The organism is Mycolicibacterium aubagnense (genome assembly GCF_010730955.1).
GTDB classification, from domain to species: domain Bacteria; phylum Actinomycetota; class Actinomycetes; order Mycobacteriales; family Mycobacteriaceae; genus Mycobacterium; species Mycobacterium aubagnense.
This window is the reverse complement of sequence record NZ_AP022577.1, coordinates 5,191,507-5,212,692: the sequence shown is the minus strand read 5'-3', so window position 1 is coordinate 5,212,692 and position 21,186 is coordinate 5,191,507. Positions and strand designations below refer to the sequence as shown.

Genomic DNA, 21,186 nt, shown 5'->3' with positions numbered 1-21,186 from the left:
CATCGCTACGGGGTCAGCGTGACCTTGATGCAGTCCGCGGTCCGCGCCGCGACGGCGGCGTAGGCCTTCGGCGCATCGTCGAGCGACATGGCATGAGTGAAGATGCCGTCGACATCGAGCCGGCCCGACTGCAGTAGGGGGATCAACGCCGGCCAGGTTTGTTGCACCGGCGCCGTGGTCATGCGCAGGGTGATGCTACGGATGAGCGACAACGTCGCCGGGAACGGGAACGGATTGAGGTCGTGTACGCCGACCACGGACACCGTGCCGCCCGCGCGCACGGTGGTCAGCGCCGCGTTCATGGTGGTGTCGTTGCCGACCGCGTCGATCACCGAGGCCGCTCCCCTGCCGCCCGTCGCCTCATGGACGGCGCCGATCTGTTCCGGGGTGATCGCGGTGGCGCCACTGCGGGCAGCCATCTCACGGCGACCCTCGACCGGGTCGACGGCGAATACCTGGCCCGCGCCGTGTGCGATGGCGCAGCGCACCGCACACAGGCCGACCGCACCCAGACCGACGACGACGACGGTGCCGCCCGGTGGAATGTCGGCGCGCCTCGCCGCGGCCCAGCCCGTGGCGAGGTTGTCGGTGAGTAGCAGCGCCGCCTCGACGCTGAGATCGCTTGGCAACCGGTGCAACTGGAAATCCGCGGACGGTACGGCGAGCAGTTCGGCCTGCGCGCCGCCGAGCACGCCGGAACCGAAGATCTGCGGGCCGGACACGCAGGTGATCGGATCCTTGCTGTCGCAGCCGACGCAGTGGCCGCAACCCGCCACCGACGAAATCAACACCGCGTCACCGACTTTGACGGTACGCACCTCAGGGCCAACCTCGACCACGGTGCCGATGGCCTCGTGGCCGAGCGCCACCGGCGCCGCGAGCGGGTAGTCACCTTCGTAGAAGTGCAGGTCCGATCCACAGATGGCCGCCGTGGTGATCTGGACGACGGCCCCGTCCGGCCCGGGCAGCGCAGGGTCGGGCACGATGTCGACGTAGACGTTGCCGGGGGCGTCGATCAATACGGTTCGCAACTGTGCACCTCTGCTGATCCGGTGTTCCGTAACGGTGTTACAGGCTCACCTTACGGAGTCCGGATCCCGCGGTGTCGAGAACCCTCGACGAACGTCAGACCACCTCGCGGCGCCGGCGCCCGATGTAGACGCTCAGACCGACGGCACCCAGGCTCAGCAGGCCGCAGGTCACCGCGGCGATGGTCAGCGCCTTGTTCGGGTTCGCCAGCCCCTTCTGATCGTTGACGAGTTGCATGTTGTAGTCACCGGGCAGCGGTGCCTCACGCGGCTCGTCGAGACCCGGGAACTGCTGCGTCCGGTGCACCTCGAATTGGCGTTCACCACTGGGGCTTTGGGTCCACTGACCCCAGGCCGGAGTGACGCCGTCGAGCAGCACCCGGCGCTCGCCGTACTGGGCGTCATCACCCGCATCGACAATGCGCTGCACCCGGAACGGCTGGTAGACCGCATCCGAGTAGCGAACCTGCACAGGCACATTCGCGTAGCTCAGCACCGGCGGAGGCGGCGGCGGCAGCGGCACGCCGACGCCCGGGTAGTAGCCGCCGCCGAAGAAGCTACCCACCGCCACGTTGACGGCCGTGTTGACGGCGTTCACCACGACCGCGGTGAAGCTGTACGCCGCGAGGTCAGCGACCTCCATGACGATGCGCTGCAGCGGCGGGATGTACAGGATGCGCGGCGCATTCCGGTAGACGTACACCACCCGGACCGGGTCGCGGTACGGGTTGAACAGCACCGGACGGTAGTAGTCGTCGTACTGCACCCAGTCGGGCCGCCACTGCCGCACTCGGTTGTCCCAGTCCCGGCCCATCGGCCGGTCGTCGCGACGGTCCCAGTCCGGCCGGTTGTCACGACGGTCCCAGTCGGCCCGGGTGTCGTGCTGGAAGTTGGCGACGTTGACGACCTTGGCGAGATCCGCCACGTCGTGCACCGGCGCCGGCTCCGGCAGCTTCACGTCGACCGCCGCGGCCGCCTTTGCCGCGGCGACGTCCTCGACCGGCGCAGTCAGCGTCTCGGGCTTGAGCAGCTCGATCTGCCGCGCCTCACGGACTGCCGAGGTCGACGGCGAGGCCGACTTCGACGAGCCGGCCGTCACCGTGGCCGACGCCGTCGCGGAACTATCGGCCCGACCGGGACCGGCCTCGACGGTCGTGTGCTCGCCGAGTTGGCCTTCCAGGCCCGCGAGCGGCTTGCCCTCTGCCACAGCCTCGTCGGTGGGGGCCGTCGACTTGTCCGGCTTCTCGGCACCGGCCGCCGACGGACGCTCCGCGAGCGCCGTGGTCGGGCTCGCCGTCACCGAAGTGGCCGACGGAGCCGCGGTGCCCGAGGGCACCGGCTCGGCGACAGCGGTCGTCGGACGCGCCGGCGTGGCGGGATCCGCAGGGTCGTCCTGCGCCTTGGTGACCTTGGTGGTCGGCGCGGTGGCATCAGCGGTGTGCGACGGCGGCGCCGCAACGACGGGCGTCTCGGCGGTCGGCGTAGCAGTCGGCGCCTGAGGTGTCTTCTCCGGCGCGGTCACCACCGGAGCGACCGATGCCGCAGGCGGGTCGGCCGGGGGCTTGGGCTGGACCGCCGGAACGTCTGCAGGAGCGGAGCGGCTCGGCGCCTCGGCGTCCGTCTGATCCCGCTGCTTGCGTCCGCGCTGGCCGCCGTCCTGCCCGTAGCCGCTTCCGGAGCCCGAGCCGTCCTGCGCCGAGGGAGAATCCTGCCTGGGCGGCTTGGGCACCACAGTGGTGGTGCTCGGACTGTCTGAATCACTGCCCGGTTTGGCGGACACCGGCGCCGTGCCCACGGTGAGCGCCGTCAATGTCGTCGCCACACCGGCGGCGACCATTCCGACGAACCGTCCCTGACGGCGTGTCTGCTGGTAATCGGATTTATCGGTTTGCGTACCCATCGCGCTTCGACTCCCTGCTGTGTCGCAACGATCTCACCGAGTCCATCTACTTAGACCGGCTCAGCGTTACAGCAGCGCGCTACTTCCCCGGGGGCGGCCCAGCTGCGAGCGATGTGGCCGCGCCACTTGGTGCCGCGGGGGCCGCCGATCCCGCCGGGAACCCGCTCTTCGGAATCCCCGGCGTACCCAGTTGGCCGGCCAGCCACGGCAGGCTCTTCTGGAACGCCGTAACCGCGAACGGCCAGTCGTGTTTACCGGGTTGGGTACCGATGGCGCAGTCGATGCCCAGCTGTTTGCCCAGCGCACACAGCGTCTTCGCGGCCTCCGTCTGGTCCCCGGGGTTGCCGGCACCATCGCGGCCGCCCAGGCCGACGGCGTCGGGGCGGGATTTCCCCTTCCACTGGGTCGGAGCATCCGACGACACGGCGAACCAGCCTGAAACACCTTGATAAGGACCGTGTTTGGTCATCACCGTGCGGGGGTCGAAGGTGGCCCACTGCGCTTCACTGCCGCCATAGAGCCGAGCGATGGTCTGCTCCTTGGTCCCCGCGTTGGGGCCCATGTCGCCGGCGATGTCGATGAAGGTGCCGAACTGCTCGGGGTGCATGACCGTGAGGTCAACGGCGCAGGTGCCGCCCATGGACCAGCCGACGACACCCCAGTTTGCCGGTTTGGCGCTGACACCGAAGGTCGACTCCAGGTACGGGGGAACGTCTTTGGTGAGGTGGTCGGCGACGTTGCCGCGCGGACCGTTGACGCACTCGGTGTCGTTGTTGAACGAACCACCCGCGTCGACGAAGACGAACACCGGGGTATACCCGCCGTGGGTGGCGGCGACGTTGTCGAACATGCTCGCGACGTTGCCGATGCGCAGCCAGTCCGCAGGGGTGTTGAACTCGCCGGCAATCATCATGACGGTGGGCAGCGCAGGGGCATCGTGCGCGAACCATGCCGGCGGCAGGTAAACGACTTCACTGCGGTGCTTGAAGCCCGAGGCGGTGTCCGGGATGTCTACGTGGACCACCGCGCCATGCGACGGGACCACACCGGCCGCCTTCATCGAGGTGACGCTGGACATCTCGGTCTCGTCGGTCAGCGGGCCGGCGGTCAGCTCATTCCACGCGGCCTGCACCGTCATGAAGTAGCCGACCCAGTCGTTGAGTGCCACACCCGCGCTCAGCACGCACAACGGCACGGCGAGCACCGAGACCGCGCGGCGCCACCATTGCGCGCCACGCCAACCCAGCACCAGTGCGCCGAGCGCGAGCGCGGACAGACCGATCCAGACCCACAGCGAATCCGGCGCGGGGTTGCCCGCCAGACCTTCGGAATTGATGTACCAGTTCGCGCCCAGAGCGGTTGCGACGCCGATCGCGACACACACCGGCAGCCACACCAACCGCCACCGACGGACCCGCCATCCGATGGCGAACACCAACACGACCGCGGCGACCACCTGGATGGTGACCGGCACCCAGCCCTCGAGCAGAGATATGCCGTGGTGGTTGGGAGCGACGACAGGCGGTAACGGCGGGAGCGCCGGATTGGGCGGGGCGTCGGCCAGCAGCGTCATCGTCACAGAATTCGATGATGGCCGCGTTAGCTGTGCGCCGGCTGTGCTGACCGCATGAGGCTCGTTAGCTTCTAAAGCCCCAGCCCGATGCCGAAATACAGCTCGGGCACAACGCCCGGATACAAGTCACGCGGGTTGGCGCCGCCGGCCTGACCCGGAATGCCCACGCAGACGTCCTCCTCGACACCGTCGACGTGCCGGCTCTGGCAGGTGGCCGGCGGATCGGCGGCCGCGGCCGGCGCCAGCAGGAAGCCACCTCCGAGACCGGCACATGTCGCCAGTAGCCCGCCGACCATTCGCCGTTGCGTCGCCCTCATCGCTACGTTCGTCATCGCTTGCCCTGCATTCGTCGGCCACACCGAATTTCGGCCTATGACAAGTCTGCGCGCTGATCAATGGCGATGCCAGAGCCGCCGATGCCGGAGGCGGCCGATCTAATTCACTCTAGTCACACCAGTCACAGGTGCCACATAGGGAACTCTAATGTTCTTTTACAACTTTGATCACTTTAATAACAATTGCATCACTAAGCCCGACTGAATCAATAATAACAAAAGAATCACAGGCCACTTCCGTGCCTATAACCACACGGTAAACACTAGCTATGTAACAGCTCACTGACCTGCGGCGACACGCTAGACAACAACAGTCAATGTGGTTTCTTCTGCATCAGAAATATGCAGAAACACTAAAATTACTCGAAGAATAACAATTACCCCATTAGCACAGGTGATTATCAGGTTTAACGTCTGTATAGACAGCACCATGCGTCAATTGCGAACCATTTGCGGACCGGCATTACGCCTGTTCGCGCGACAGGATCGAGGTCGGTATGAGCGGGCACCTATTTGTTCGTGCGGTCGCCATATCCGGCGTGCTCGTGATCTCCCAACTGTCCCTGACGATCTCCGAGGCCAACGCCGAACCCAACTGGGATGCCATCGCCCAATGCGAGTCGGGCGGCAACTGGTCGGCCAACACCGGTAACGGCTACTACGGCGGACTCCAGTTCAGTCCGGGCACCTGGGCCGCCAACGGCGGCATCGGCTCACCGTCCGCAGCCAGTCGCGGAGAACAGATCCGGGTAGCGCGAAACGTCATGCGTACGCAGGGCATTGGCGCCTGGCCGGTATGCGGAAGCGCGGTAGGGCAGGCTCAGGCACCCAACGTGTGCCGCACCCTGGTGCAGTTCATTCCGCTGTCGAACCTGCCATTCTTGTGCCGGACGCTGCTCAGCGTGTTCCGCTGACGAGCGCGAGCACTACTTGCTCAGCAGGGCGAGTTCCTGCTGAGTTACCAGGCGCTCCATCTCAGCGCGATAGGCCTGGTCGTCAGACGAACGGCGAGTGACGGCGGCGGTGATCTGCGCGACGACGCGCTCCACCTTGTGAGCTGTAGACATTGGACGCTCCCAACCACGAACCGAGTGACCTGACTGCCCTCAAGTCACTCTCATCACACTGGTCTACACGCGTCACATTTCGGCCACGTCTGCATCACATGTCGCACACTATGGCGCGCCGCGCGCGTGTCCTCCGCGTCACCGTGCGACCGTGCCGCGCTCCGACGGTCCGACGCCCGCTCAGGCGGCGTCGGCGCGTGGTACCGCCAATAACGCCGGGGCCGCCGCGTCGAAGAAGGCGTCCTGGGAGTCTCCGCCGATCTGCACGAGTGCGATGTCGGTGAACCCAACCTCCCGGTAGGCACTCACCACCTCAACTATGCGCCCGCTGACGCGCAGTCAGTTCCCCAGCGACGCCAGGTAGCGGATACCGCCGATGCCCGGCAGGAAGAAATAGGCTCCGCCCTTCATTGTCGTGAACGCCGGAAGTCCCTTGCGCACCTTGCGAATCGGCCGTTTCGGGACAGTGAAGTCCAAGGTGCCGTCCTGCGTGCCGCAGATCGGATCGTGTTCGTTGCCGAGCTCATGGAAGGCCTTGTCGTTGATCCAGACGTTCTGCGCAAACTCGAACTGGCGCACCAGATCCGCACAGATGATGAAGGCCGCGATGCCGCGGTCGGCGCCGTCGTCCGGTGCGCCCTCCGGCAATGCCGGACCGTACGTCGCGCCGCGCCGAATCATCCGGCGACGGTTCATGTAGTGCGCGGTGTCGCGGGGATTCAGCCGCCGTGCGTGCGCACCGAGCGGACACGCGTATCCGAACGGATCTTCCTCCTTGTAGTTGAAGTCGTTGTTGCGCATCGGATCCGCACCCAACTCCGGGTCGTCGCTGTCCGGCGCCAACACCAGTGGCGCACCACTGCGCCATCGGCCCATGAACTTCGCGGCCAGCAATTCTTCGCCTTCGGTGCTGTCCGAGTTCTCCCGCAGGTAGTCCCGGAACACGCCGACGTGCTCTTGCAGCCTGCGATACGCCAGGTAGCTGCCGTTGCGCGAAAGTACCTCGGGCTGAGGCAGATTTACCACCGGACCGTTCTCGTCGTCATACCCCAGGATGAACTCCCCGGGCTCCAACGGGTCGCCCGAACCCGGCGTCGGCTCCTCGCCTGACCCCTTCATCACCGGCTGCGAAAGACGGTCCCGGAAGCCGAAGTGGTCGTGGGCATAGTTGAACGGCGGCGTGGCGTTGAGATCGAGGTGCGACAGACTCCGCACACCCTCGGTCCGCGCGAGCAGGTCATCGTGCGCCGCGATGGATCTGGTGTTCTGTTCGTCGTTGCGGGAGAACAGGATTGCGATGGCGTGCAGGTCGTCGCCGGCCAATCCGCCCACCCAATGTTCCGGGGCGGCAGGCCCGACGTCCCCCAGAATGTCGGAGCGCGCAGCCATCCCTTCCCGGAACGCGTCGGGGAAGGTCGCCAACGACTCCTCCGGCACACCCAACGCGCGCAAGCCATTCCAGGTGAACGCCAGCGTGACCCAGCGATCGGACTCGTCCATCGTGGCTGTGGCGGCGGTCGCCGACTGCACCTTGTCCTGCAGTACCGACAACCAGGCGCGGCCGCTTTCCGGCGTGTCGAATGTCAGGTACTCATAGCGCCCGGTGAGAGCTGGGGTTCGTGTCAGCAGGATGTGCTGGATATCGTCGAACTCGAGCATTACTGCATTTGATCGAGCATCGTCGAGAACGCTGCCTTGAGGCGCAAGGCCTTCTTGATCTCATCCGCCGTCACGTAGGGGTACTCGCCGTACTCCAGGAAACTCGGTTGCTGGTGGTCGCGGACGAACTTGACGAAGGCCTCTGCGTTGGTCTGCCAATCCTCCGGGAACCCTTCGAGGTTGGTGAACACCGTGGTGATGCCGGTGGCGCTGAACAGCGCCACCGCGTCCTCGGTGTACTTGTCGAAGTCGGTATCGAAGATGCCCATGTACTGAAAGTGCAGGCCTGATCCGACATCGAACAGGTTCCAGCGCAGGTAGTGCAACCGCAGCGGTGCGAGCGCCTCCGGACTGGCCTTGATGGTCTCCTCGATGGTTTTGCCGTAGGCCCTGACCGCTTCCTCGCGGCCTTCTTTCACCTTCGCGATGATCGAGAAGCCATAGCAGGCAGGGGTCTTCGGGAACACCGGACCGTAGCGGCCCCGCTCTTCCGTGAAGTAGCCCTCCCTGGGGATCGCCATGGCAGCCGGCTTGGTCCAATCCTGGCCGTTCTCGCTCATATTGACCTCTTCGTCACGCATACTCGACAGAGACGGACGGTACCACCGCAGCCATGCCTCGGGCGGCGATTGTGCACGGTCGTCCAGCGAATCGTACGAACTGTTAACCGAGACTGAACACCACAATATTCGCCCAACAGCTCCCTTGGCGGCAACGCCGAATTATGCTCAGCCAACACCGGTTCCGCGCACCGACGGAGTGCCGGTCACCGCGGAGCAGCCGTCCGAAGGAAGAAGACCATGCGACTGAAGCAGGGCTCCCTGAGTTTGGGTCTGGCGCTCACTTTCGTGCCCTTCGGCCTCAATGCGGCCGCGCCGGCATCCGCCGATTGCACCAGCGCCGGATACGCCACCGTGTGCGCTCAGGGCGATGTTCGCGGCGGCGGACCCACACCTCCCTCCGCCGGACCGGCGTACCCGTCCTACTGCGCCGACCCCTGGTACTGCGACGACAGTTGGGGCATCGATATCAATGTCCCGATCCGCCCGATCCGCCCGCCGGGCGGTGGCGGTGGCGGTGGCGGTGGCGGTGGCGTCGGCCCGCGTCGCTGATCCCCTTGTAATTTCATCAACCTTGAGGAGCTACCCCACATGAGAATCCGCAACATCATCGGTGCCGGTCTGATCGCCGGTACGGCGTTCATCGGCACGGCCACGACTGCCATCGCCGATGCGCCGGACTGCACTGCCGGCGATCTCGCCAATGTGATGTCCGGGGTGAACGCGGCCACCTCGGCCTACCTGTTCAGCCACCCCGACGTGAACGCGTTCTTCACCGGCCTCAAGGGCAAGACGCGGGACCAGATGCGCACCGAGATCACCGCCTACATGGATGCGAACCCTCAGGTGAAGGCTGATATCCAGGGTGTGCGTCAGCCGGCGGCCGACTTCCGCGCACGCTGCGACGCACCGATGCCGGAAGGTCCGTTGAACTGATGGCTGCGGCCGGAAAGGAGTCGGTGCCAATGAGCACTCACATGAGGGTGGCCAGCGGTGCGGTCGCGGTCAGCGCGGCGGTGATCATGTCGATCACCGGCTGCAGCAAGGATTCCGCACCGCCCGCCGCGTCGAAATCGTCTGCGACATCGGCATCGGCTTCGGCATCGTCGAGCACGAGCATGTCGGCGACCAGCTCCGCGCCGGCCCAGCCCGTCGACTACTCGGCGCTGCTGATCAAGGGCACCGACCTGGTCGCACCCGAGGAGTTCGTTGCGACTCCGCCGATACCGGACCCGAACGGGAAGCCCGGCATCGCAACGTCATTCAAGAACGCCGACAGCACTCATGTCGTCGGCGACACGATCCTGGTTCTGCCGGATCCCGCCGCCGCCACCGCCGCGCTCGAGGCCGCGAAGGCGACGCTCGGTACCAACGTGGTGGGTGGGACGCCCGCGCCGATCGAGGTTGGCACCGGCGGTATCTCGACGTCGGGTAGTTCACCCGATAAAACGAAATCGGTGACCGTCGTGCTGTTCACCGAAGGGAAGGCGTTCGTCACCCTGCAGTTCGACGGCCCCCCCGGCGCCGACCCGCCACCCGACTTCATTCTCGACGTCGCCCAGAAACAGGCCACGGCGATCAAGAACGGGTTGCACTGACCTTCAGCGCAGCAAACGCGGCCGGCGCATTCACTCCGACCGATCACCACCGCTGTCTACGCCCATTGCGAAGCCGACCAGGAAAAGCACCCCCACAATTCCGAAGACAATCAGACGCATTGTCATTTCGTGGCTCATGGCGCTCCTCCTCAGTGTGCGGGTAAAGCGAAGCTATGCGGCTCGCCGACCCCGCGACTGCGGTCGGCAGTCACCGCGTGCAGGGCCGAAAGTCACTTGCGAAGACTTGGGCGCGCCGGCTTCGCATGCCTGACCCCGGGCACCGTTTGAGCCCCTTGTGGAAAGTCGCCAAAATTGTCGGATCCGGCAATTTATCCGCCCGTCCGGCGCATACTCGTTGGGCATGAGGGCAGCGCAACGCCGCATATCGCGCATAGTCGCGGCGATGTTGCTGGTGCTGGCAATTGTTTGCTGGCTGCCGGTCGCGCAGTCGGCGCCCGGCGATGGCGGACAGGTTGCTGCAGCTCCCAATTTGAGTCTGGCCGCGCTCGGGTCCGAACCTACGCTGCTCTTCTATGGCGACCAGGGTGTCATCTCTCTGACGATTCCGGTGCCGAAGGGCATGGCCGTCGACGGGTTGGACGCGGTTGTCGAGATGCCGGTGAACGTGTCCGCCGCAACTGTCACCGCAGTGCAGGATGAACGAGTCCTGTCCCGGGTGGATATACCGGGGAGCGGCGGACCCATCTCGATTCCGCTGAGAGACGCGAAAATAGCTGACAATGCGCTGACGGTGACGTTGCACAGTTACCTCACCGCCAACCAGGGTTACTGCCTCGACCCGTCGAATCCGCTGCGGCTCGTCGCGGCGCATATCCGCTACCTCGGTCAGGAGTTACCGCCTCGAGCGGTTGCGGACTTCCTGCCGCCGGTGCTCACGGAATTGATCCTTTTCCTGCCGCGCAATCCGACCAGAGCGGAGTCGGAGACGACGATGCGGATGGCGCAAGCTGTCGTCGCCCACTATGGGAAGCAGTATCCGAAGGTCACTGTGACGGCGCTGCCGGACGGCCGCGATACGCCACCCGAGCCGTCCGGCCCATTACAGCGCCAGATCGTCGTCCGGGAGTCTCCGAACGCGGGCGTGATGCTGGAAGGCGAGGCCGGGGTGCCCTTCCTGGTCGTGTCGGGCCCAGCGGACCGATTGTTGGACCAGGCACGACTCCTGTCGAGTGAATTGGGTCGGCTCGCCGTGAGCTCCAAAGCCGTTGTGGGCCCGCTCCGGCCGAGCCCGTTGCTACCGCCGAAGGTGACCACCTTGCGCGATCTGGGCCAGGCAGGCCTGCGCGCCACCGCGCTGGCGCCGCAGGTGTCGATCGGGTTGGACCAGACGCGCTTTGGTCGAGCGGTCCACGGCGTGCGAGTGCAACTGCGCGGATCACATACCCCTCTGCCGCCATCTGTCGCCGGCCAGATGATGGTGTCTGTCGGAGGTCAGGTGGTCGATCGATGGCCGGCGGACAAGTCGGGATCATTCGATCGCTGGGTCGACGTCCCCGACGATTTGCTCGTGCGCTACACCGATCTTGTTGTCACGGTGGATATCTCCGGGAACACCGGGCGCTGTGGCGAATTCCAGCCGATCACGTTGACAGTCAACGGCGATAGCCAAATCGAGAGCAGTGCGGCGAAACCTCCAGTGCCGGGCGGCTTTCAGGCAGTACCCCAGACCCTGATGCCACGGATGGAGATCGGCTTCGACGGTGGATTTGATGACACACGACGGGCAGCGGCGATCGTGGTGGCCCTGCAGCGATTGAGCGCGCTGCCGTTCGACATCACGGCGACTTCGGTGGCCGAGGCAATCTCCTCACCCGCACCGGCGATCCTGATCAGCGCCAACGGGTGGTCAGACGGACGCATAACCTTGCCCGTCTCAGTCGGCTCAGCCGATCACATCACCGTCCAGCACGTCGACGGGACGCCGGCCGACGGCACGCTGACACTGGATCCGGCACAGAAATTCGCGACGCTCCAGACCAAGTACGACGGTGATCGCATGCTGCTCATCGCTACGTCGAATAACGCGCCCGACCAGCTGGACGACCTGCTGGGGTGGATCAACGCCGACGTGTCGCGGTGGTCACGGGTGTCCGGCGGCGTCCTCATCGGGATGGCTGACCGGGACCCTGTCGTGGTGGGCACCAAGGATGTGCGAATCACCGACGCACTGGTCGCCCAGAGTCGACTCCACCCATGGTGGGTTCTCGATGCCGTGGTGGTCACCCTGATCCTGGTCGGCGGCACTGTCGTCGTCCGGCGCCGTCGGAGAAGGCGCCGTGCGCCATGACTTCCACTGCCACAAACACGGACGGCACCGAGGTACGCGTCGCCCCGACGAGCCCTAAGCTGGTGCTGTGGTGGCGTTCACGGCCTCCCACTTTCCGATTGATCTTGCGCTGGGCGATCATCGCGATCTGCACCGGTGTTGCGTACTACGACAGCGTTGCCGTGCTGGTCAGCAGCACCCGCAGGCAAGGCCTGGTCGGCTTTGTCTGGACCGTACCTCTCGTCGCAATTCTGGTGGCAACCGGCGTATCCCGTCGTCGCCGCGGTGAACTACCCATCCACGATCGCCAAACGGACATCATCGTCGGAACAATGGGACTGGTGCTGGCGGTTCTCGTCGAGTGGGTGCTGCTCCCCCGTTTCAACCTCTTCTTCTATCTACTGCGTCTCGACTTGGTGGCGATGTGGCTGTTCGTCCTCAGTTCGGCTGTGCTCCTCTTCGGTCTTCGGCCGGTATCTCGGTTCGGATGGGTGTGGGCGATGCTGTTCATGGTGTTCCCGCTGCCCTACTACCTACTGGTTGTCATTCTGGGCGGCGGGCGCTTTGCGTCCGGCGCCGCGACACTGGTTGTTTCCGGCGTCGGGACCGGCATCGCGGTCGGACGGACGTTTCGCCGGGGATTCATCGGATCGCTGGTGTCATGGCTGATCGGCCTGGCCGTCTTGAGCGCAATGGCTGCGCAACTACCTCACGCCCCATTACTTGCCTATCAACTGATCCCAGCGCTCACCGCAATAGCGGGCGCAAGCATCTTCATGTTCTTCAGCGGACGTCGTGGCATGCCCAAGCAAATCTTCGACCGCGCGGTCGCGCCCGTGGCATCGAATCAAGTGTGGGGCGCAGCGATCCTGGTGGTGGCCGCGGCGTTGTTACTGGCGTTCATCCCGTTGCCTCCGCAGGCCAACTCCACGATCATATCTCGCAGTGCTGCAACGCAACTCGTGATCGGTCGACCGCTCACCACGCCGCCGGACTGGCGCACAACAGATGTCCGCACCTTTCCGTGGGTACACCGGTTCTACGGCGACAACTCTGTACTCGTCCGCCAGCAGATGACCGCAGCGACCGGTGACACTCGCTTCGACAAGTTGGGGCGCCCACGTACGCTCGTCGTCTACAGCCTGGTCAGCCGGCGGCCATTTGCCTTCGACGTCTATCCGGCCCGTGTGCTCTACGGGCTCTCGCAGGCACGCATGAGCCAGCCGCGGATGGTCGACCTCGGGTATGGCGTGACCGGTCAGCTGCAGAGCATCGTCGATGAAAAGCGGCTCATCACGTGGACTTCGATGCGCTTCGCGTGGGGCGATTCACGTGTCGGGCAACGCATCTCGATCTTCGCCGTCGACAACCACGATCCTGACGCACGTTTCCCGGAGCCATCCACCACATTGCTGGCTGCGATGGGAACCCTGTTCACCATGCTGATCAGGGGGAACGCCGTACTCGACGAACGCAATTCGAACTTCAAAGACGCCACGCTGCTCACCGAGTTCGGCCGCAAACTCGTCGCCGCCCAGTTTGGAACGGCGGCAAAAATCCCATGAGGCCGGGCACGAACAGACAAGTTCCAGACGTCAACGACCCGACCGAGCGTGCGTACGCACTGAGACGCGCGATCAACGGCTTGCGCGAAGATGATCCGATTCGTTCGGCATCGGTTTCTTTGGTGCCGTGGCAGCGGCTGCTGATCTGGACCTGTCTGACGATCGTTCTCGGCTGCGCACTCTGGCAGCCGCTGCCGACGACCGTGGCGTTGGTCGCCATCTGCACGGTCACCTACCTGCTGACGATGGCGGACCGAGTCCTGATCTTCCGAGAAGGCTTGGCATCCCGCGCAATCGTGATCAGTGACGCAGAAGCCCGGGCGCTGCCAGACGAGGAATTGCCGCAGTACACCATCCTCGTCCCCGCCTACCACGAACCGGAGGTGGTGGGTGATCTCATCGGGGCGATGGCGGCACTGGAGTACCCGCACCACAAACTCCAAGTGCTACTACTCCTGGAGGCCGACGATGAGGCGACCATTGCGGCAGCCCAGGGCTGTGCTGATTCCAGCGCGATCACCATTGTCCTGGTCCCACCGGCCGAACCACGTACCAAACCCAAAGCCTGCAACTACGGCCTGCACTTCTCCAGTGGCGACATCATCACCATCTACGACGCCGAAGACATGCCGGAACCGCTTCAGCTGCGACGCGTGGCAGCAGCCTTTCAGCAGCTGCCGGACAACGTCGCCTGTGTGCAGGCCAAATTGGCCTATCACAACGGCCACCAGAACATGCTCACCGCATGGTTCACTGCCGAGTACGCACTGTGGTTCGGCTACCTGCTGCCCGGGATGATGGTGTCTACATCGCCAATTCCTTTGGGCGGCACGTCAAATCATCTACGCCGTGCCGTACTCGACGAGATCGGCGCATGGGATCCGCACAACGTCACCGAAGACGCTGACCTCGGATTGCGTATCGCCGCAAGCGGATACCACACTGCGGTGATCGATTCGAGCACCCTCGAGGAAGCCAATAGCGACGCCATCAACTGGATTCGCCAGCGTTCCCGTTGGTACAAGGGCTATCTGCAGACGTGGCTGGTGCAGGTGCGACGACCTATTCGGTTATTACGAACCATCGGGCCGCGCAGCTTCTTGCGGTTCAACCTCGTGTTGGGCGGCACCCCGATTGTGGCTGTCCTGAACCTCGTCTTCTGGCTCATCACCGTCCTGTGGTTCCTCGGCCAGCCCGCCCTGGTCGAGGACATCTTCCCTTGGTACGTCTACTTTCCCGCCCTCGTCGCATTGATCCTCGGTAATGGGGCCACCCTGTACATGAACTTGATCGCGCTGCGCGAGGATGACCGCGCCGATCTGCTGTGGGCCGCACTGACGGTCCCGGTGTTCTGGGCGATGATGAGTGTCGCCGCCGCCAAGGGGCTGTATCAGCTGGTCCGTAGTCCGTCGTACTGGGAGAAGACATTTCACGGACTCTCATCCCCGCCTGGGCACGCAGCAGCGTCGGCGGAAACGTCATGACTCGGCGACTGTCCGATCGCAGCCTCAAGGTGTTCCTCTTCTGCACCACATTCGCCACTTATTCAGCAGCCGGATATTGGCTGCAGGTCCGGCACGGCTTCATCCTCGGGGACGCGTTGTCACGGGTTTCCGCCGCGCAGGCCGTGCTCTTCAGTCGCGATCCACACCTGGCAGCGATCGGCTTCATCTTCACTCCGCTTTCGGCCTTGCTACAAATTCCGGCAATCGGGCTTGGCCGACTCTGGCCCGAACTCACCGAACGGGCATTCTCCGGTTCCCTGATATCGGCAGTATTCATGGCCGGCGCGGCCGTCCAAATCCTCGGCATGGGCATCGACCGCGGACTGGCGCGTCCGTATGTACTGGCCATCACCCTGCTGTTCGCGTTCAATCCGATGATCCTGTTCTACGGCAGCAACGGCATGAGCGAGGCGCCGTTCATCTTCTTCATCTCATGGGCGGTCAGGCGACTCATCCTGTGGATGCGCGACGATGACGTCCACCACTTGGTGACTGCTGGGGGTATCGCGATGGGTCTGGCGTACCTGACCCGCTACGACGCATTGGCGTGCATCGCCGCGGCCGGCGTGTTGGTCGGAACAACCACCTATCTGCGAGCGCGCCCAGCTCCGCGCATGCGACGAGCGATGTTGGATTTTCTGATGGTCAGCGGGCCGGGCGTCGTCGCGTTCATGGGGTGGGCGGCGATCAGCTGGCTGATCACCGGCGAGGCCTTCGCCCAGTTCACCTCGCAGTACGGCAATACCGCGATCCTCGCGCAGTCCGGTCAGAGCAAGCCGACGTTCGGTCATGGGCTCGAGTTCGCGGCGACCTGCACCATGCTGCTGGCCCCCGCGCTCATCCCAGTCGGAGCCTGCGCCGTGTCACGGCGATGGCGGTGCCCCAGCTGGACCGCGATCTTGCCACCGGTCGCCCTCTACGGCGCCGCACTGGGATTCCAATCCCTCAGCTACGCAATGGGTTCGACGTTCCCCTTCCTGCGGTTCTATATCGTCGCAATTCCGTTCACCGCCTGTTTGTCGATGCTCGCCGTGCCCGACAAGACCGGAGCCGCCGTGAAGCGCCGGGGCAAGTACGCGCCGGCGCTTCCGCATCCAAGACCGTCCACCAGTCGGCACCCGCGCGCGGTTCCAGTCGGCGTTGTCGCCGTGTTGGCGATATCGGTACCGGTCACCCTTTGGGGAATGCGCCAACCGAGGTACGCGCCTCAGGAATACGCACTCGGCGCCGTGCTGTCACCACAACCGGACAGCGTCAGCGATCGCGCGGCCACCGAGCGCAGCATCGCCGCCAGCTTCTCGACAGAGCGCGAGATCGCACATTACCTCGATGGTTTGGCCCTGCCCGAGGGGTCGGTGATCGTCGACACCGAGTACGGCTTTGCCATCGTCGCCGCATCGCATCACCCAAAAACCTTTGTCGTACCGTCAGATTTGGATTTCGTCACAGATCTCGACGAACCGGTCAAGAACGGAATCAAGTATCTGTTGGCCGTGCCCCGGGTCGGACGCGGGACAGTCGATGCTCTCAATTTGCGTTACCCGACGCTGTACGACACCGGCGCGAACGTGGCAACCCTCGAATTGGAGATACCGAACAACGGTGACAATCAGCCGAACTGGCGGCTGTACCGGGTGAACCAGGCGGCGTCGGAGCTGGCGAGCTGATTCGCGGTTTCGCAGCGCGGGTCAGGGATTCAACCTTCTGGCCCGCTCTCTTCGGACTGTCAGCGTCATACCCGGGTGGTGACTTCGGTGAGCGCCCGGTCCAGCATGTTCAGCGCCCGAACCGCCGCGCGCACCGGGCCTGGCCGCATCTCCGGCATCCCGATATCGAAAGCGGCTATCTCACTTCGCTTTTCCACATGATCAAGATCGTCACCGGCGACCAGTTTCCGCACCAGGGTCACCGCAGCACAGGCCCGCGCCGCGGCTTGGTCCAGTGCGTCGGCAGCACCCTCGGGAACCGCGCCGCCATGTGACGCGGTAACTCCCGCACGAGCCAACGCGTGAGCGGAGCGGTTGGCAACCTGCAATCCGCGCATCAGCCGCCGAACTCCATGCCGCTGTTCCGAAAGTGGGCCCATCTGAAGCGGTTTACCGGCAGCAATTGCAGCCTTCAAGGCATTGTCCATCCGACGGGTATCCGCCACGAGATCGCTGGCATCGTCGGGCGTCAGCACCTCTGCCACCGCGGTGTTGATGACCTTCTCCATCTGGCCCAGATAGTCGTCGACCTTGTCGACGAAAGTGGCACGTGTCTTGGTCGAGAAGATGAAGTACGCCGAGGCGATGCCTACCAGACCTCCTGCGGCTGTTTCTGCGATCCGCACTTCCAGCACCTGCAGGCTGAAGTTGCCCAGTAGTCCGTACAGCATCGCCACCAGCACGGTCACGAAGAACGTCAACCAGAAGTAGGCGACAGTCACCAGATAGAACGCGAAAAACACGCACACCAGAAGGACGATGATCTGCACGGGTGGGTTCCGCCCGATGACGGCGGCCAGCACCACGCCCGCCACGACCCCGACCACCGTGCCGACGATGCGGTGACCCGCGCGGGTGAGAATCTCACCGCGCGTGGTGACGCCGGTGAACACCAGGAATGCCGTCAGCACCGCCCAGTACCACCGGTCAGGTGAGATGACCTCGCCCAGAACGGTTGCCGCACTTGTCGCCACGGCGACTTGAATGGCGGCTTTGGTGCTGGGGTTCAGTCCAGTCGGCGCTTCCTCACCGTCGTCCCCGTCTTCGTGGTCGGCTCGGGCAGCGGCGATATCGGCGTCACTGAGACCTCGGGCGTTGGTGGTGATGTGGTGAATTGCCAAGTGTGCCTGCATCGCCCGGTAAGCGGTCACCGTCGCGACGCCGGCAGAGGTCGACAAGTCTGCCTTGTCCGCTGCCGCCGCACCCATCCGTCGGGCCTGCCGGAGTTGTTCGTCGGTGGGATTGTTGGTCAGACAGATCTGCAGCGCCGCGACCGCGTCGCGCAGACCGTCGGGCCACGGCTGATCCTGGTCGAGCCACCACAGGAACGACGCGGCCTGCTCCAGCATGATCTGCGCCTCGAACACGCGCAGCGCCAGGTCCTTGCTGGTGACGCTCAGTGAGTTCGCCGCCTCGTGCCGATCCAGCCAGTCATCGATCAGCAACGCCGTCTCACCGAGTTGATCGAGTCGACGTCGCAAGACCTCGACCTCGACCACGCCGCGCTGGTTGGCCGCAACGTCCAAGGCGGCTGTCGAGGCGGCGCGCAACGCGGACAGCAGCCGGCGGGCCTCGACGCGCGGCCGCTCCGGAAACAGCAGCAGGTGCACCAGCAGTGAGGACGCGATCCCGACCGCGACGGCGACCGCCAGCACGGGCATCTGGTGCAGCGGCGTGCGCAGGAACAGCGCGAAGAAATAGGAGATGAAGGCGACCATGCCCAGCGCGTTCCCACGGGGACCGTAACGCCGTACCCATACGGCGGCGAACAGGACCGCAATGAAGCCGGCATCGGCGATCTTCCCGTGCGGACCCAAGAATGCGGCGAGCGCGATGGCGCCGATCGCCGGGAAGAACAGCAGCGCTGTGGTGATGTTGCGGCTGCGCTGATCGCGGTCCTTGACGGCAGCGGAGGCTTGCATGGCCACCACGGCGCCGAGCATCGCGACGGTCACCGGCTGTCCGGCTACGCGAGTGAACGCCAGCATCGCACCGATCGCCAGTATCAGAGAGAACGTGGTTGCCGCCGCGCTGTGCAGTCGGATGCGGCCGGGATCTACGGCGTTGAGGACACTCGCTCTCCGCACCGCTGCCGATACCTGCACAGGACAATTCTGCGGCATCAGGCTGGGCGGCACGCTCAGCTCGGCGTGCGTCACGTGGTGGCTTCGCAGCGTTCCTCGTGTCCTGATGCGCGGCTCCGGCTAGGTGGCGAATTCAATCGGCCACACGGAGTTCGCGCGGCGGTCGCAGGCTGACGGTGAAGTCGCATGTGCCGGTGCGGGTGTTTTCGGCATCCGCCAACGAGACCCGAACGATGACGTCGTAGCCGCGACCCGCACGCAGTTCCTGCCGGAGGAGCTCGGCACAGTCCTCGTCAAGTTTGGCGGATGCAGAGACGCCACCATGAGCAGGCCGGCTGTATTTGATTGTGGCGTCCCGGATTACGGTGTATGCACCTTCACCTTCGGCACCCGCTGCGATCACGGCAGCGCCGGCGCCGGCGACTTCGGCGACACCGTAGATCACTGGCGCGTTCACATGGTTGTTGTGATTCAGATGCTCGGGTTTTGGTCGTCGCAGAATCACCTGGAGCGAGCCGTCCGGACCGAACTCTGTGTCCAAGTCAAGCCAGCCGATCCACGGCATTTTCGTCATCGCCTCAGTCGCTGCCATCACCAGGTCCTCTCAGGTCGTCCGCTCATACCGATCACATTAGAGCATTGCTCTAGTAGCTATCCTGCGGCGGTGGACACACTTCGGCCGCCCCAGGCTCTGCTACAAACCGCGCTGGTCATCGTCGACCGCGACGGAGTTGACGCGTTGACTGTGCGGGCGTTGGTCCGAGAGTCCGGGATCAGCAACGGCAGCGTCTATCACCACGTTGGGTCACTTGATCGACTCCGCGCGCTCGTGGCCGACGAAGCCCTCCAGGACTGGGCTGATTCCTTCCTACAGGCGTTGCAGGACGGCGGGTACGCGTCCGCTGTAGCAGCCGATTTGGCGTGGAGCCGACAACACCCGGCACTGGCCGAACTCATCGAAACAGAAAGCCAACATGGCCGCCTCGGACGCAACGCAGTCCGCTTCGGCAAGCAGCTACGGCTATGGCTGGACAATCACCACCTAGCGGTCGGCGCTCCTGCCCATCTCGTGTCTGCCATCGTCATCGGACCGCTGACCGAGCTGCGACGGGTCACTCGCGACACCCACGTTCCTTCTGCGGCAGACCTCGCTGCCCTCGATACCGCTGTCATCGCAGCGCTGCGTGCTCTCAACGACAACCGCTGACAGAACGTGAACCTGCCTTAGTGGTTGGTTATTCGAGCAACCCGCTCGGGCAAGGCTGTGAGTAGGGCGGGCGGGGCTCGAACCCGCGACCAAGGGATTATGAGTCCCCGGCTCTGACCAACTGAGCTACCGCCCCATCGCGAATATCGCGGCCACCATGGTCGCACGCCGTGCCGGGAGGACACGCCGCGGGCCAACTCGTCGCGCGGAGGCACCAGGCATCATGTGAGCGTGACCGACACTCATTCGTTCGACAAGGCCCTGGAATTGCAGCCCATCGACGCCACCCGTATGCGTGGCCGGACGCAGCCGGACTGGGCGAACATGGTCGGCCCGTTCGGCGGGATCACCGCGGCGACGTTGTTGCACGCGGTAGAGCTGCGGCCGGATCGTATCGGTGAACCACTCGCACTGACCGTCAACTACGCGGCGCCCATCGTCGACGGCGAGTTCGATATCTCACTGAAAGCCGCGCGGACCAACCGCACCAATCAGCATTGGATTGCCGAACTCAGCCAAGAAGGCGACATCAAGACGACGGCCACCATGGTGTTCGGCATCCGGCGCGACACGTGGTCGGACGACGAGTCGCAGATGCCGAGTGCGCCGGGACCCGAGGGACTCGCCATCAGCGGCCCTCCCCTGCCGTGGGTCGGCCAGTACGACATGCGCTTCGTCGAAAACCCTTTTCCGGCAGAAGATGCCCAGCCCAGTCAGTCGTCGAGGACGACGCTATGGGTGCGGGACGCGAACCAACGTGGCCTCGACTTCGCCGCGCTCGCTGCGATGTCCGACATCTTCTATCCCCGGGTTTTCCTGCGGCGCGGCGGGTTTTTCCCAGCAGGCACCATCTCGCTGACGACGTACTTCCACGCCAACGGCCGGGAGCTCGAGACCATCGGCGGCGACTACGTCTTGGGCAGTGCCCACGCAAACCGCTTCTCGGACGGCTACTTCGACCAGAGCGCCCACGTGTGGACCCGTGACGGCGCGCTGCTGGCCAGCACCCATCAGATCGTGTACTTCAAGGGCTGATTCTCGGCAGGCCGTGTCGTCAATGCACTGATTTCATATCAGTGCGTGCGGTGCTGCCGTCGCGGCGTGGGGTGCTG

At 64.7% G+C, this 21,186-nt stretch carries 20 protein-coding genes, 1 tRNA gene and 1 pseudogene; 10 read left to right on the top strand and 12 right to left on the bottom strand.

Translation table 11 applies throughout. The features are described from left to right. Window positions 1-5 precede the first annotated feature (5 nt). From G6N59_RS24905 to G6N59_RS24890, 4 genes are all read right to left on the bottom strand, one after another. Window positions 6-1,031 (bottom strand): zinc-binding dehydrogenase, encoded by a 1,026-nt coding sequence (locus G6N59_RS24905; RefSeq protein ID WP_138229580.1) that lies wholly within the window; start codon window positions 1,029-1,031, stop codon window positions 6-8. A 94-nt stretch (window positions 1,032-1,125) separates the two neighbouring features. Continuing rightward, the gene (locus G6N59_RS24900) at window positions 1,126-2,928 is read right to left on the bottom strand and encodes a hypothetical protein (RefSeq protein ID WP_138229579.1); all 1,803 of its coding nucleotides are present in this window, start codon (window positions 2,926-2,928) and stop codon (window positions 1,126-1,128) included. 79 nt (window positions 2,929-3,007) lie between these two features. Next, complete coding sequence (locus tag G6N59_RS24895; protein ID WP_138229692.1) at window positions 3,008-4,501, bottom strand: alpha/beta hydrolase; 1,494 nt, start codon at window positions 4,499-4,501, stop codon at window positions 3,008-3,010. A 71-nt stretch (window positions 4,502-4,572) separates the two neighbouring features. Then, window positions 4,573-4,833 (bottom strand): hypothetical protein, encoded by a 261-nt coding sequence (locus tag G6N59_RS24890; RefSeq protein ID WP_138229578.1) that lies wholly within the window; start codon window positions 4,831-4,833, stop codon window positions 4,573-4,575. 500 nt (window positions 4,834-5,333) lie between these two features. Here G6N59_RS24890 and G6N59_RS24885 point away from each other — a divergent pair, with 500 nt between their 5' ends. Then, window positions 5,334-5,750, top strand: coding sequence for a transglycosylase family protein (locus G6N59_RS24885; protein WP_138229577.1), 417 nt, complete (start codon window positions 5,334-5,336; stop codon window positions 5,748-5,750). A gap of 12 nt (window positions 5,751-5,762) precedes the next feature. Here G6N59_RS24885 and G6N59_RS24880 read toward each other — a convergent pair whose 3' ends face one another. From G6N59_RS24880 to G6N59_RS24865, 4 genes and pseudogenes are all read right to left on the bottom strand, one after another. Further along, window positions 5,763-5,903, bottom strand: coding sequence for a hypothetical protein (locus tag G6N59_RS24880; RefSeq protein ID WP_163911704.1), 141 nt, complete (start codon window positions 5,901-5,903; stop codon window positions 5,763-5,765). Window positions 5,904-6,083: 180 nt separating this feature from the next. Then, window positions 6,084-6,224 (bottom strand): annotated as a pseudogene (locus G6N59_RS24875) (LLM class F420-dependent oxidoreductase); the annotation flags it as partial. Between the two features lie 18 nt (window positions 6,225-6,242). Continuing rightward, entirely contained in the window at window positions 6,243-7,562 is a 1,320-nt protein-coding gene (locus tag G6N59_RS24870; protein WP_138229576.1) for a Dyp-type peroxidase, read from the bottom strand. Beyond that, window positions 7,562-8,122 carry a hypothetical protein gene (locus tag G6N59_RS24865; protein WP_138229575.1) on the bottom strand — a complete coding sequence of 187 codons (561 nt, stop codon included), beginning with the start codon at window positions 8,120-8,122 and terminating at the stop codon, window positions 7,562-7,564. The genes G6N59_RS24870 and G6N59_RS24865 overlap by 1 nt, the downstream gene beginning before the upstream one ends. Window positions 8,123-8,362: 240 nt before the next feature. Between G6N59_RS24865 and G6N59_RS24860 the strand changes: the two genes are divergently transcribed. Further along, a complete protein-coding gene (locus G6N59_RS24860; RefSeq protein ID WP_138229574.1) occupies window positions 8,363-8,674 on the top strand; it encodes a hypothetical protein in 312 nt (103 codons plus the stop codon). 39 nt (window positions 8,675-8,713) lie between these two features. Continuing rightward, window positions 8,714-9,058 (top strand): heme-binding protein, encoded by a 345-nt coding sequence (locus tag G6N59_RS24855; protein WP_138229573.1) that lies wholly within the window; start codon window positions 8,714-8,716, stop codon window positions 9,056-9,058. A gap of 37 nt (window positions 9,059-9,095) precedes the next feature. Here the strand turns inward: G6N59_RS24855 and G6N59_RS31250 are convergent, their stop codons facing one another. Next, window positions 9,096-9,242 carry a hypothetical protein gene (locus G6N59_RS31250; protein ID WP_234884145.1) on the bottom strand — a complete coding sequence of 49 codons (147 nt, stop codon included), beginning with the start codon at window positions 9,240-9,242 and terminating at the stop codon, window positions 9,096-9,098. On the opposite strand from G6N59_RS31250, the gene G6N59_RS24850 reads away from it, so the two are divergent. From G6N59_RS24850 to G6N59_RS24830, 5 genes are all read left to right on the top strand, one after another. Then, a complete protein-coding gene (locus G6N59_RS24850; protein WP_234884144.1) occupies window positions 9,241-9,720 on the top strand; it encodes a hypothetical protein in 480 nt (159 codons plus the stop codon). The genes G6N59_RS31250 and G6N59_RS24850 overlap by 2 nt on opposite strands. 295 nt (window positions 9,721-10,015) lie before the next feature. Beyond that, window positions 10,016-12,028, top strand: a complete 2,013-nt coding sequence (locus G6N59_RS24845; protein ID WP_163911701.1) for a hypothetical protein — start codon at window positions 10,016-10,018, stop codon at window positions 12,026-12,028. A 479-nt stretch (window positions 12,029-12,507) separates the two neighbouring features. Beyond that, window positions 12,508-13,572, top strand: coding sequence for a hypothetical protein (locus G6N59_RS24840; RefSeq protein WP_163911698.1), 1,065 nt, complete (start codon window positions 12,508-12,510; stop codon window positions 13,570-13,572). Then, the gene (locus G6N59_RS24835; protein WP_138229570.1) at window positions 13,569-15,056 is read left to right on the top strand and encodes a glycosyltransferase; all 1,488 of its coding nucleotides are present in this window, start codon (window positions 13,569-13,571) and stop codon (window positions 15,054-15,056) included. Before G6N59_RS24840 ends, G6N59_RS24835 begins: the two co-directional genes overlap by 4 nt. Next, window positions 15,053-16,744 carry an ArnT family glycosyltransferase gene (locus G6N59_RS24830; protein ID WP_138229569.1) on the top strand — a complete coding sequence of 564 codons (1,692 nt, stop codon included), beginning with the start codon at window positions 15,053-15,055 and terminating at the stop codon, window positions 16,742-16,744. The genes G6N59_RS24835 and G6N59_RS24830 overlap by 4 nt, the downstream gene beginning before the upstream one ends. A 65-nt stretch (window positions 16,745-16,809) precedes the next feature. On the opposite strand, the gene G6N59_RS24825 is transcribed toward G6N59_RS24830, so the two are convergent. After that, window positions 16,810-18,906 carry an FUSC family protein gene (locus G6N59_RS24825; RefSeq protein WP_138229690.1) on the bottom strand — a complete coding sequence of 699 codons (2,097 nt, stop codon included), beginning with the start codon at window positions 18,904-18,906 and terminating at the stop codon, window positions 16,810-16,812. 94 nt (window positions 18,907-19,000) lie between these two features. Further along, entirely contained in the window at window positions 19,001-19,432 is a 432-nt protein-coding gene (locus tag G6N59_RS24820; protein WP_163911695.1) for a YiiD C-terminal domain-containing protein, read from the bottom strand. Between the two features lie 99 nt (window positions 19,433-19,531). On the opposite strand from G6N59_RS24820, the gene G6N59_RS24815 reads away from it, so the two are divergent. Next, on the top strand, window positions 19,532-20,074 hold the full coding sequence (locus G6N59_RS24815) for a TetR/AcrR family transcriptional regulator (RefSeq protein WP_163911692.1): 543 nt from the start codon (window positions 19,532-19,534) through the stop codon (window positions 20,072-20,074). A gap of 62 nt (window positions 20,075-20,136) precedes the next feature. On the opposite strand, the gene G6N59_RS24810 is transcribed toward G6N59_RS24815, so the two are convergent. Continuing rightward, window positions 20,137-20,210: transfer RNA gene (locus tag G6N59_RS24810), tRNA-Ile, on the bottom strand. A 95-nt stretch (window positions 20,211-20,305) separates the two neighbouring features. Between G6N59_RS24810 and G6N59_RS24805 the strand changes: the two genes are divergently transcribed. Further along, a complete protein-coding gene (locus G6N59_RS24805; protein ID WP_138229566.1) occupies window positions 20,306-21,109 on the top strand; it encodes an acyl-CoA thioesterase in 804 nt (267 codons plus the stop codon). Window positions 21,110-21,186: the final 77 nt, after the last annotated feature.

Coding starts and splice junctions, on each gene's coding strand:
- G6N59_RS24900 (WP_138229579.1), bottom strand. CDS start 2,928: ATGGGTACGCAAACCGATAAATCCGATTACCAGCAGACACGCCGTCAG.
- G6N59_RS24895 (WP_138229692.1), bottom strand. CDS start 4,501: ATGACGCTGCTGGCCGACGCCCCGCCCAATCCGGCGCTCCCGCCGTTA.
- G6N59_RS24890 (WP_138229578.1), bottom strand. CDS start 4,833: ATGACGAACGTAGCGATGAGGGCGACGCAACGGCGAATGGTCGGCGGG.
- G6N59_RS24885 (WP_138229577.1), top strand. CDS start 5,334: ATGAGCGGGCACCTATTTGTTCGTGCGGTCGCCATATCCGGCGTGCTC.
- G6N59_RS24880 (WP_163911704.1), bottom strand. CDS start 5,903: ATGTCTACAGCTCACAAGGTGGAGCGCGTCGTCGCGCAGATCACCGCC.
- G6N59_RS24870 (WP_138229576.1), bottom strand. CDS start 7,562: ATGCTCGAGTTCGACGATATCCAGCACATCCTGCTGACACGAACCCCA.
- G6N59_RS24865 (WP_138229575.1), bottom strand. CDS start 8,122: ATGAGCGAGAACGGCCAGGATTGGACCAAGCCGGCTGCCATGGCGATC.
- G6N59_RS24860 (WP_138229574.1), top strand. CDS start 8,363: ATGCGACTGAAGCAGGGCTCCCTGAGTTTGGGTCTGGCGCTCACTTTC.
- G6N59_RS24855 (WP_138229573.1), top strand. CDS start 8,714: ATGAGAATCCGCAACATCATCGGTGCCGGTCTGATCGCCGGTACGGCG.
- G6N59_RS24850 (WP_234884144.1), top strand. CDS start 9,241: ATGTCGGCGACCAGCTCCGCGCCGGCCCAGCCCGTCGACTACTCGGCG.
- G6N59_RS31250 (WP_234884145.1), bottom strand. CDS start 9,242: ATGCTCGTGCTCGACGATGCCGAAGCCGATGCCGATGTCGCAGACGAT.
- G6N59_RS24840 (WP_163911698.1), top strand. CDS start 12,508: ATGCTGTTCATGGTGTTCCCGCTGCCCTACTACCTACTGGTTGTCATT.
- G6N59_RS24835 (WP_138229570.1), top strand. CDS start 13,569: ATGAGGCCGGGCACGAACAGACAAGTTCCAGACGTCAACGACCCGACC.
- G6N59_RS24830 (WP_138229569.1), top strand. CDS start 15,053: ATGACTCGGCGACTGTCCGATCGCAGCCTCAAGGTGTTCCTCTTCTGC.
- G6N59_RS24825 (WP_138229690.1), bottom strand. CDS start 18,906: ATGCCGCAGAATTGTCCTGTGCAGGTATCGGCAGCGGTGCGGAGAGCG.
- G6N59_RS24820 (WP_163911695.1), bottom strand. CDS start 19,432: ATGCCGTGGATCGGCTGGCTTGACTTGGACACAGAGTTCGGTCCGGAC.